Genomic DNA, 9,766 nt, shown 5'->3' on the forward strand with positions numbered 1-9,766 from the left:
CACGATTTGTCTTCCTAAGACCGCTTGGCCTCCGACTTTGGCCGGGCTCCCGCCGGCCGCGGCGTTCGCCTGCGCGGCCGCGGCGGCGCTGGCCGAGCGCCCCGCGGGCCCGCTCGACGACAACGTGCGCGTGGCGCTGGCGACCGGGGGCGCGGCGGAGCTCGCGCGGCTGCTCGGGGCGGGTTAGTGCCGTACGGGCACTAATGACGGTTTCGTGAGCCGGGGGCGGCGGGCTCCGCGTTCCCTTGACAAGGGTTTGGGCCAATCCTATATAGGCCCGCGCAAGCCGTCCGGCTTGCCCTCACCCCCCGCGCGCACCTCCCACCCGTGCGCACGAAGGCGCAGGCACGCTTCCGCTTCACCGGGCATCCACCGGGCAGGAGACAGTTCCAATGGCCAGAGGGAAGGTCAAGTGGTTCAATGACGCCAAGGGCTACGGCTTCATTGAGCAGGACGGCGGCGAGGACGTGTTCGTCCACTTCTCCGCGATCATGATGGACGGGTTCAAGACCCTCGCCGAAGGGCAGCTGGTCGATTTCGAGATCAAGACCGGCGACAAGGGTCTGCACGCGGCGAACGTGACGAAGGTCTGACCGTCCGTCTCCTGGCTGTGTGACTGTCTCCGCCCGCCCGGCGCATGCCGCGGCGGGCGGTGCTGTTTCCGGGATCCTGCGGGGCTGCGGCGCTGCGGAGGAGCACTCTCGCTCTTCCGCAGCGCCGCAGCCCCGCAGCACGGCGCGGCGTGCTGCGCCGGCGCGGATTCCGCTCTAGGTTTGCCGCCATGAGCACCCCGACCCTGCCTCCCTCCCCGCGCCTTTTCCTCGTCGACGGCTACGCGCTGATCTACCGCGCGTTCTTCGCGCTCATCTCGCGCCCGCTGCGCACGAGCCGCGGCGAGAACACGAGCGCGGCGTGGGGGATCGTCAACTTCCTCAACCGCCTCGTCGCCACCCACAAGCCCGACTACCTCGGCTGGGTGCACGACAGCGGGTTGAGCTTCCGCCACGAGCGCTATCCCGAGTACAAGGCGACGCGCGAGAAGCTCACCGACGAGCTGCAGGACGACTTCGACCGCGGGATGGAGCGCATCTGCGCGATCCTCGACGCGTGGCGCATCCCGATCCTCACGCTCAAGGGCTACGAGGCCGACGACGTCATCGGCTCGCTGGCGCAGAAGGGGGTCGACGCGGGGCTCAACGTCGTCGTCGTCAGCGGCGACAAGGACTTCCACCAGCTCGTGCGGCCGGGCGTGTGGCTGCTCAACCCCGGCCGCGGCGGCCCCGCCGCCGTCGACGAGAGCTGGGTGGGCGTCGAGAACGGGAGCGAGCGCCTCGGCGTGCCACCCGAGCGCACCGTGGACTACCTCGCGCTGGTCGGCGACACGAGCGACAACGTCCCGGGCGTGAAGGGGATCGGCGACAAGGGGGCGCAGGCGCTGATCCAGGAGTTCGGCGCGCTGGAGGAGATCCTCGCCAACGTCGCGAACATCAAGGCGAAGCGGCCGCGCGAGGCGCTGCAGGCGCACGCCGCCGACGCGATCCTCTCGAAGGAGCTGGTGACGATCCGCTGCGACCTCGACGTGGCGTTCGACGTCGACACGCTGCGCATGGGGGAGCCCGACCGCGACGCGCTCAAGCAGCTCTACATGGAGCTGGAGTTCACCTCGCTGGCGCGCGACGTCGCCGCGCTCCCGTCGCCGGCCGGCGGGGCCCCCGACACGTCGTTCGACTTCGGCGCGAACGTCGCGCCGAAGCCGTCGCAGCCGGCCGCCGAGTACGAGACGGTGGACACGGTGCAGAAGCTCCAGCGGCTGCTGGCGCGCGCGCGCAAGGCGGCGCAGGGGGGCGGGATGGTCGCGGTCGACACCGAGACGGTGATCGACCCCGACTCGCCGTCGAAGGTCGACCCGCTGCGCTCGCGCCTCGTCGGGATCGCGATGGCGATCGAGCCGGGGGAGGCGTTCTACCTCCCGCTCGCGCACCGCGCCTACGAGCCGGCGCAGGCGGAGCTGGGCTTCGACGAGCAGCCGGCCGCCGACCCGAACGTGGAGCACGCCGACGGCGACGACGAGGAGGCGGCGCCGAAGAAGAAGGCGAAGGCGGCCAAGCCCAAGGGGCCCACCGAGGCCGCGCAGGCGGCGATGGGGATCGCCGGGCGCATGCTCGCCGAGCGGCGCTACCCCGTGAAGAACCTGCCGCCGCTCGACGCGCCCGAGATGCGGGAGCTGGTGGCGCTGCTCGAGGACCCGGCGGTGCCGAAGGTGCTGCAGAACGCCAAGTACGACCTGCTCGCGCTGCGGCGCGCCGGGATCGCGCTCGGCGGCGTCGCCTTCGACACGATGCTGGCCAGCTACGTGCTCGACCCGGGGCGCCGGTCGCACGGGCTCGACGTGCTGGCGCTCGAGATCCTCGACCACCGGATGACGAGCTACGACGAGCTGTGCGGGCGCGGGCGCCAGCAGCTCCCGTTCGACGTCGTGCCGATCGAGGCGGCCACGCGCTACTCGGCGGAGGACGCCGACATGACGCTGCGGCTGCAGCGCCACTTCGCGCCGCTGCTCGAGGAGACGGGGCTCATGCCCCTGTTCCGCGACATCGAGGTGCCGCTGGTGTGCGTGCTCGCCGACATGGAGTCGGCCGGCATCGCGATCGACGTCGAGCACTTCCGGTCGCTCAAGACGCGCTTCCAGGCGGAGCGCGAGCGGCTGGAGCGCGAGATCTACGTCGAGGCCGGCGAGGAGTTCAACATCAACTCCAACCCGCAGCTGCGCGCGATCCTGTTCGAGAAGCTCGGGCTCCCCGTCAAGAAGAAGACGGCGACCGGGCCCTCCACCGACGCCAGCGTGCTCACCGAGCTGGCCGACGAGGGGTACGCGATCCCGCAGCTGCTCATGGAGTACCGCGAGCTGTTCAAGCTGGAGGGGACGTACCTCGACGCGCTGCCGGCGGCGGTGAACCCGGAGACGGGGCGCATCCACACGTCGTTCGCGCAGACGGTGGCGGCGACGGGGCGCCTGTCGTCGAGCGACCCGAACCTGCAGAACATCCCGATCCGCCGCGAGCTGGGGCGCGACATCCGGCGCGGCTTCGTGCCGCGGAAGGGGTGGCGCCTGCTGGCCGCCGACTACTCGCAGATCGAGCTGCGGCTGCTCGCGCACCTGTCGCAGGACCCGGCGTTCGTGGCCGCGTTCCGGCGCGGCGGCGACATCCACCGCGAGACGGCGGCGATCATCTTCGGCGTCCCCGTCGAGCAGGTGACGAAGGAGATGCGCGCGCGCGCGAAGACGATCAACTTCGCGACGATCTACGGGCAGGGCGCGCACGCGCTGTCGCGCCAGCTCAAGATCGCCAACGCCGAGGCGCGCGCGTTCATCGAGACGTACTTCGAGCGCTTCCGCGGCGTGAAGGACTACCTCGAGGGGCAGGTCGAGTACGCGCGCGCGCACGGCTACGTCGAGACCATCTTCAAGCGGCGGCGCTACATCCCCGAGCTGAAGGAGCGCAACTTCAACATCCGCGCGTTCGGCGAGCGGGTGGCGCAGAACGCCCCGATCCAGGGGTCGGCGGCCGACCTGATCAAGATCGCGATGATCCGGATCGGGGAGGCGCTGCGCGCCCCCGACGTCGGCGCGCGCATGCTGCTCCAGGTGCACGACGAGCTGGTGTTCGAGGTCCCCGGCCCGGAGCTGGCGGCGACCGAGGCGCTGGTGCGGCGCGAGATGGAGGGGGCGGCGGCGCTGTCGGTCCCGCTGGTGGTCGACGTCGGGGTGGGGGACGACTGGCTCGAGACCAAGGGGTGAGCGGCCGTGCGACGCGTCACGGGGCCCGTGCATTTTGCGGCGATCCGGGCACATGGCGTGGGCCCCGACCGTCACGCTCCGGGTCGCCGGCCGGGCGCAAGTCGTGACGTTCCAAGCGGATGCGTCGTTTCCGGGGCGGGCGGCACCGGCGTTGCCCTTCGTTCAGGCCAGCCACGGCGCCGTTCGGCCGCCTCTCGCCCGGAGATTCCTCATGCACCCGCCCCTCCCCCAGCCCCGTCGCCGCCGCCGCCGCGCGGGCTTCTCCCTGATCGAGCTCCTGATCGTGGTCGTGATCATCGGCATCCTGGCCGCGATCGCGATCCCCGCCTTCGCCAACACGAAGGGGAAGGCGCTCGTGACCAAGGTGAAGAGCGACCTGAAGAACCTCGCCACCGCGCAGGAGGGGTACTTCTACGGCGCCAACACGTACACGACGAACCTGGCGCAGCTCGGGCTGGAGACGTCGCCCGGCGTGACGCTCACCATCGTCTCGGCGAACGCCTCCGGATGGTCGGCGACGGGGACGGCGGCCGGCGCGAACCCGACGACGTGCGCGATCTTCTACGGCTCGGCGGCCCCGGTGGCGCCGGCGACGATCGAGGGGCAGCTCACCTGCAACTGAGCCCGGGGGCGCCGTGGCGCCGGTAGCCCCGCCCGACCCCGAGCGGCGGCGGTTCTACCAGGAGGGCCCGCCGGTCGTCCAGCCGGACCCGGTGCCCTGGCGCGAGTTCGCCCGCCGGCGCGACGGGATGCTGCACGCGATGGACGGCGGCCTCTGGCTGCACCGCCACGTCTGGCGCGGCGTCCCGATGGCCCACCTGGTCTCGACCGACCGCGCCGCCCTCCTCGCCTACGGCCGCCTCGTCGGCCTCGGCCCGGAGCGGCTGCAGGACAAGCCGCTGAAGGACCCGCGCACGGGAGCGCGGCGCGCGGCGTGGCACTGGGACCTGGTCGGGAGATTTCTGCCTCCGTAGAGAACAGCCAGGAATCGGATCGAACGGATCAGATCTGATCCGTCTCATCCGATTCCTGGCTTTTCTTACTCTGGCGGCGCGTAGAACGCCTGCGTCGACCGCGTGTAGAGGACCGCGGGCGGTGCGTACTTCCGCGCCAGGCTCTCGTCCCCCACCGGCGCGAGCACGAGGGCCGCGGCGCCGCGCGGCAGCTCGACGCGGTGGTCGAGCGGCGTGTAGAAGTAGTGCAGGTACGGCGCGACCCAGCGCGCGTAGTCGGCGGTCCGCGTTCCCGAGCGGCTCGCGACCGCGAGCCCCGGCGTCCCGCGCGCCAGCGCCCCCTGCAGCGCGACCGCGTCGATCGGGCGCCCGTCGAGCAGCGGCACGGCGTCCCACTGCGCGTCGACCATCACCCACCGCCCCGCGTCGCGCAGCCACGCCTCGGCCACCACGTGCGCCACGCCGTCGGTGCGCGTCCCCTCGTCGCGCGTGAGCAGCCAGACCATGCGCGCGCGGATGCCGAGCGCGGTGAGCGCGCCGCTCACCACGGTCGCGTACTCGACGCAGCGGAAGCGGCGCCCGCCGGCGGCGTCGCGCAGGATCGACGCCGGGTCCGGGCGGGGCGCGGCGCTGGCGCCGTCGTGCCCGAAGCGCGTGTGCGCCCACCGGCTCACCGCCTGCACGCGCGCCAGGTCGGTCGCCGCGCCGGCGACCACCGCGTCGAGCCCCTGCTCGGGACGCAGCCGCGCGTAGTACGCGTCCGCCGGGTCGCTCCACACGTGCGGGAAGCGCTCGGCGGCCCCCGCCTCGTCGTAGGCCGGCGTCGGGGCGCCGGCGTCGGGCGCGGTCGCGCCCCCGCCCCCGCACGCGGCGACGAGCAGGGCGAGCGCGGCGAGGACGCGACGGGGCGGCGGCATGGGCGGAGCGGCGGGTGGCGGGGGACGCCGGTGCTACCCCGACGCTACGGCCGGTCCGTCCCCGCGGTGTTCACGGACGGTGAAAGCCGCGCCGCCTCCTCCTCCGCACGCCGCGCGTACGCCTGCCCCGCGGCGACGTCCACGCGCGACAGCAGCGCCATCCCGACGACGAAGAACGCCACGATCGACAGGATGGCGGCGCGGCTCGTCCCCCCCGCGCCCACCACGACCGCGAACAGCAGCGGGCCGAGGAGCCCGGAGAACTTCTCGAACACGCCGAAGAAGCCGAAGAACTCCCCCGACCGGTGCGGCGGCACCATCGACGCGAAGAGCGAGCGGCTGAGCGCCTGCGTCCCCCCCTGCACCGTCCCGACGAGCACCGCCAGCAGCAGGAAGTGCGTCCCGGTGCGCATCCCGTACGCGAGCGCGGTGATGACGACGTACGCCGCGAGCCCGAGCAGCACCGCGCGCTTGGTCCCGATGCGCCCCGCGAGCGCGCCGAACGCGAAGGCGAACGGGACGCCGACGAACTGCACGACGAGGATCGCCGCGATCAGCGTCGACTGCCCGATCCCGAGCTCGGTGCCGTACGCGGTGGCGAGCTTGATGATCGTCTGGATGCCGTCGTTGTAGACCGCGAACGCGAGCAGCAGCAGCGCCGCCTGCCGGAAGCCGCGCAGCTCGCGCGCGGTGTGCGCGAGGCGCACGAACGACGCGGCGACCGCGCGCCCCGCCGGCTCCCCCGCCTCGCGCGTCGCCGGCGGCTCGGCGACGCGGCGCAGCAGCGGCACCGTGAACGCGAGCCACCACACGCCCACCGACAGGAACGCGAGCCGCGTCGGGAGCGTCGCCTCGTCGGGCGTCAGCCCGGGGCCGCTCGGCAGCCCGAACGCGCCCGGGAGCTGGATCCACGCGAGGTTGAGCGCGAGCAGCACGCCGCCGCCGACGTAGCCGAGCGCGTAGCCGGCCGTGCTCACGCGGTCGATCTCGTCGGCGCGCGCGACGTGCGGCAGCAGCGCGCCGTAGAACGCCATGCTCCCCGCCGCGCCGACCATCGCCGCCGCGTACAGCGCCGACGCCAGCGTCACGTCGCCGCGTCCTACGAGGAACATCGCCGCGCACGCCGCCGCGCCGAGCAGCGCGAAGCCGGCGAGGAAGCGCTTCTTGGCCGCCGAGTGGTCGGCGAGCGCGCCGAGCACCGGGGAGAGCAGCACGACGAGCGCCATCCCGAGCGTGTTGGCGTACGCGAGCTGCTGCGCGCCGCGCCCGGCCGGCAGCCCGGCGCTGGCGACGCGCACGAAGTAGATCGGGAAGACGGCGGCCGTGATCGTCGTCTGCATCGCCGACACGGCCCAGTCGTAGGTCGCCCAGGCGCGCAGCTCGGGGCGGTGCAGGCCGAGCCGCTCGAGGAGCGCGGGCATGGGCGGGGGTGGGGGGAGGCGGCCGGGGGCCGGCGCCCGCAGATTACCCGCGATGCCACCCACCAGCCAGCGGACGCCGCGCGCGTCTCGGCACGTCGCGCCGTCCGCCGCACTGCTCCTGCTCGGCGCGCTCGCCGCCTGCGACCGCACCCCCGCGGCGCGCCCCGCCGACAGCACGATCCCGGCGCCCGCGCCGCCGCCCCCCGACTCCGCGCCCGCGGCCGCGGCGCCCACGACGACGTGGGACGGCGAGGCGGGGCTCGCGCTCGTCGTGCCCGGGGAGCAGGGGGACGCGCGCGTGGTCGTCCCCGGCACCGGCGCGGGCTCCCCGGCCGACACCGCCACCGGCGCCGCCGACGCGGCGCTCCCCAACGAGGTGCTGCTGCTGTCGCGCGCCGGCGCCGCGTGCGCCGCGTCCCCGCCCGCGCGGCTCGGCCCCGCCTCGGGCGCCGACGTGGCGCCGGAGTGGACGGTCGGGCTGGTGCAGCTCGCGTCGGGCGCGCCGGCCGTCACCGCGGTCCCGGTCGACTCGCTGCACGGCCTCGCCTCCGCCGACTCGGCGACGCTGGCGGCGGCGGTCACGCGGCTCGCGTCGGCGCTCCCGGTCGACAGCTCGGCGCGCGCGCTGCGCGGGCTCCCGTTCGTGGTGCGCGCGGCGAGCCGCTTCCGCGCCGACACGACGACGCTCGCCGTGGTCGCGGTGCTCACGCGCGCGCTGCCGCAGGAGGCGAACCCGATCGGCGAGTTCCTGCTGCTGGTCGCCGAGCGGCCGGCGGCGGCCACCGGCGCGGCGGCGTCGCGCTGGACGCTCGCGTACCACGAGCGCGCGGCCGGGCGCGAGGAGGCGCTGCCGGCGGCCGAGCTGCTGGCCGCGCTGCGCGAGGAGGCGGAGCGGCGCCCGGCGGTGCTGGTGGCGCGCGCCGCCGAGGAGGGGAACCGCTACTCGCTGCTCGAGCGCGCGGCGCCGGGGCGGTGGACGGTGCGCTGGACGAGCGTGGCCGCCGGCGGCTGCTGAGTCACGCCCGCGCGACCGCGCCGCACGCGGACGCCAACGGTGACCGCGCTCAGCGCGCCCAGCGCGAGCAGCCACCCCGCGACGTCCGGCGCGCCGTACCACAGGTCGCGCCACGTCAGCCCGACGAGCCGCGGCAGCAGCCCCACCCCGACTAGGAACGCGACGTCGGTGGCGTCGGCGCGCGTGAGCCGCCGCGGCCCGGCGCGCGGCTCGGGCGCGACGCGCCAGGTGCGCCACAGCGTGCGCAGCTGCGCGAGCAGCACGAGCCCCATCGCCGCCGCCACGCCCGCGAACAGCGCGCGGTGGCGCGAGGTCGGCGCGGGGAGCGGGCGCCCCGCGAGGTAGGCGGCGACGTCGTCGGCGAGGCGGTGGCTCGTGGGCGCGATCGGCCACGGCACGGCCGACGACGCGTTCGTGAGCACGACGACGCCCCAGCCCGCGTCCGGCAGCATCACCATCTTGCCGCGGAAGTCGGGGACGATGCCGCCGTGGTGCACCGCGCGCGCGCCGCCGACCCGCCCCTCGCGCCAGCCGAACGCGTACGAGAAGCCGTCGCCCGGCGCGCCGCCCGCGTGCATGCGCCGCACCGACGTGTCCGCGAGCAGCGTCCGCCCTCCGAACCGCCCGCCGTCGAGCTGCATGGCCAGGAAGTGCGACAGGTCCTCGGCGCTGCTCATCAGCCCCGCGGTGGGGAGGCGGTCCGGCTCCGCGGCGAGCGTCGACGGGACGGGGAACCCCAGCGCGTACACGTGCCCGCCGGCGAACGCGCGCGCGAGCGCCCGCGACCGGTCGGTGAAGCTGTCGTGCATCGCGAGCGGCGCGAAGATCTCGCGCTCGACGTACGCGGCGAACGGCACGCCGGCGACCGCCTCCACGATCGCGCCGAGCACGAGGTAGTTCGGGCTCGCGTAGGCGTGCCGCGTCCCCGGGGCGTGCGTCGGCGCGACGTCGCGCAGCGCCGCCACGCGCGACGCCAGCGACGCCCCCGCGCCGCGCGCGTCGGACGCGCCCCCCGCGCGGTGCGGGATCCCGCTCGTGTGCAGGAGGAGGTGCCGCACCGTCACCGACGCGCCCGAGTCGGCGGCGGCCAGTCGGAACGCGGGGAGATAGCGCCGCACCGGCGCGTCGAGCGCCACGCGCCCCTGCTCGACGAGCTGCATCACGGCCAGCGCGGTGATCGACTTGCTCATCGAGCCGAGCACGAAGCTCGTCCGCCCGGTGACCGGGCGCCCCGCGCGGTCGCGGCCGAAGCCGCGCACGTGGACGGGGCGGCCGTCGCGCACGATCGCCAGCGCGGCGCCGGGGACGCGGTCGGCGTCGAGCAGCCGCGCCGCGTACCGGTCGATCGCCGCGAGGTCCGGCGCCTGGGCGAGCAGGCGGCCGCGCGCGGCCCACGCCAGGGCGCACACGCCGAGGACTGCGACGGAGCCGAGGAGCGTCGGGAGTCGGGCGGGCGGGCGCATGGCGGGGTCTACGGGCGGACGGCGGCGCGGTTTCGGCCGCCGCGCCGCGTGTCGCACCGCACGCGGTCGCCTCGCCGCTCCCGGGGGCCCCGCGTACGTTGCCGGCATGCGCCGCCCCCGCCGCACCGCACTGCTCGCGCTCGTCGCCGCCGCCTGCGCCCCCGCCCTGACCCCGGCGCCGCCTCCCGCCGGCGCCCC

General features: G+C 75.1%; 8 protein-coding genes and 1 pseudogene. 6 read left to right on the top strand and 3 right to left on the bottom strand.

The window, feature by feature from the left end; translation table 11 throughout:
• The 5 genes and pseudogenes from PYV61_RS14410 to PYV61_RS14430 form a co-directional block, all read left to right on the top strand.
• Positions 1 to 187: pseudogene (locus PYV61_RS14410) on the top strand (hypothetical protein); the annotation flags it as partial.
• A 205-nt stretch (positions 188 to 392) separates the two neighbouring features.
• Complete coding sequence (locus tag PYV61_RS14415; protein WP_275832720.1) at positions 393 to 593, top strand: cold-shock protein; 201 nt, start codon at positions 393 to 395, stop codon at positions 591 to 593.
• 188 nt (positions 594 to 781) lie between these two features.
• A complete protein-coding gene (gene polA / locus PYV61_RS14420; RefSeq protein WP_275832722.1) occupies positions 782 to 3,799 on the top strand; it encodes a DNA polymerase I in 3,018 nt (1,005 codons plus the stop codon).
• Between the two features lie 211 nt (positions 3,800 to 4,010).
• The gene (locus tag PYV61_RS14425; RefSeq protein ID WP_275832724.1) at positions 4,011 to 4,421 is read left to right on the top strand and encodes a prepilin-type N-terminal cleavage/methylation domain-containing protein; all 411 of its coding nucleotides are present in this window, start codon (positions 4,011 to 4,013) and stop codon (positions 4,419 to 4,421) included.
• A 13-nt stretch (positions 4,422 to 4,434) separates the two neighbouring features.
• Complete coding sequence (locus tag PYV61_RS14430; protein ID WP_275832726.1) at positions 4,435 to 4,773, top strand: hypothetical protein; 339 nt, start codon at positions 4,435 to 4,437, stop codon at positions 4,771 to 4,773.
• Between the two features lie 65 nt (positions 4,774 to 4,838).
• Here PYV61_RS14430 and PYV61_RS14435 read toward each other — a convergent pair whose 3' ends face one another.
• Entirely contained in the window at positions 4,839 to 5,669 is an 831-nt protein-coding gene (locus tag PYV61_RS14435; protein WP_275832728.1) for a transglutaminase-like domain-containing protein, read from the bottom strand.
• A gap of 44 nt (positions 5,670 to 5,713) precedes the next feature.
• Positions 5,714 to 7,090 carry an MFS transporter gene (locus PYV61_RS14440; RefSeq protein WP_275832730.1) on the bottom strand — a complete coding sequence of 459 codons (1,377 nt, stop codon included), beginning with the start codon at positions 7,088 to 7,090 and terminating at the stop codon, positions 5,714 to 5,716.
• A gap of 52 nt (positions 7,091 to 7,142) precedes the next feature.
• Between PYV61_RS14440 and PYV61_RS14445 the strand changes: the two genes are divergently transcribed.
• Positions 7,143 to 8,105 (top strand): hypothetical protein, encoded by a 963-nt coding sequence (locus PYV61_RS14445; RefSeq protein ID WP_275832732.1) that lies wholly within the window; start codon positions 7,143 to 7,145, stop codon positions 8,103 to 8,105.
• Here the strand turns inward: PYV61_RS14445 and PYV61_RS14450 are convergent.
• Positions 8,030 to 9,568: a serine hydrolase domain-containing protein gene (locus tag PYV61_RS14450; protein WP_275832734.1), complete on the bottom strand. Its 1,539-nt coding sequence runs from the start codon at positions 9,566 to 9,568 to the stop codon at positions 8,030 to 8,032. The genes PYV61_RS14445 and PYV61_RS14450 overlap by 76 nt on opposite strands.
• Positions 9,569 to 9,766 lie beyond the last annotated feature (198 nt).

The organism is Roseisolibacter sp. H3M3-2, assembly GCF_029211165.1.
Lineage (GTDB): Bacteria > Gemmatimonadota > Gemmatimonadetes > Gemmatimonadales > Gemmatimonadaceae > Roseisolibacter.

Bases quoted from the DNA above. Each gene is read 5' to 3' on its own strand.
- PYV61_RS14415 (WP_275832720.1), top strand. From the start codon at position 393: ATGGCCAGAGGGAAGGTCAAGTGGTTCAATGACGCCAAGGGCTACGGC.
- PYV61_RS14445 (WP_275832732.1), top strand. From the start codon at position 7,143: ATGCCACCCACCAGCCAGCGGACGCCGCGCGCGTCTCGGCACGTCGCG.
- PYV61_RS14425 (WP_275832724.1), top strand. From the start codon at position 4,011: ATGCACCCGCCCCTCCCCCAGCCCCGTCGCCGCCGCCGCCGCGCGGGC.
- PYV61_RS14450 (WP_275832734.1), bottom strand. From the start codon at position 9,568: ATGCGCCCGCCCGCCCGACTCCCGACGCTCCTCGGCTCCGTCGCAGTC.
- PYV61_RS14440 (WP_275832730.1), bottom strand. From the start codon at position 7,090: ATGCCCGCGCTCCTCGAGCGGCTCGGCCTGCACCGCCCCGAGCTGCGC.
- PYV61_RS14435 (WP_275832728.1), bottom strand. From the start codon at position 5,669: ATGCCGCCGCCCCGTCGCGTCCTCGCCGCGCTCGCCCTGCTCGTCGCC.
- polA (WP_275832722.1), top strand. From the start codon at position 782: ATGAGCACCCCGACCCTGCCTCCCTCCCCGCGCCTTTTCCTCGTCGAC.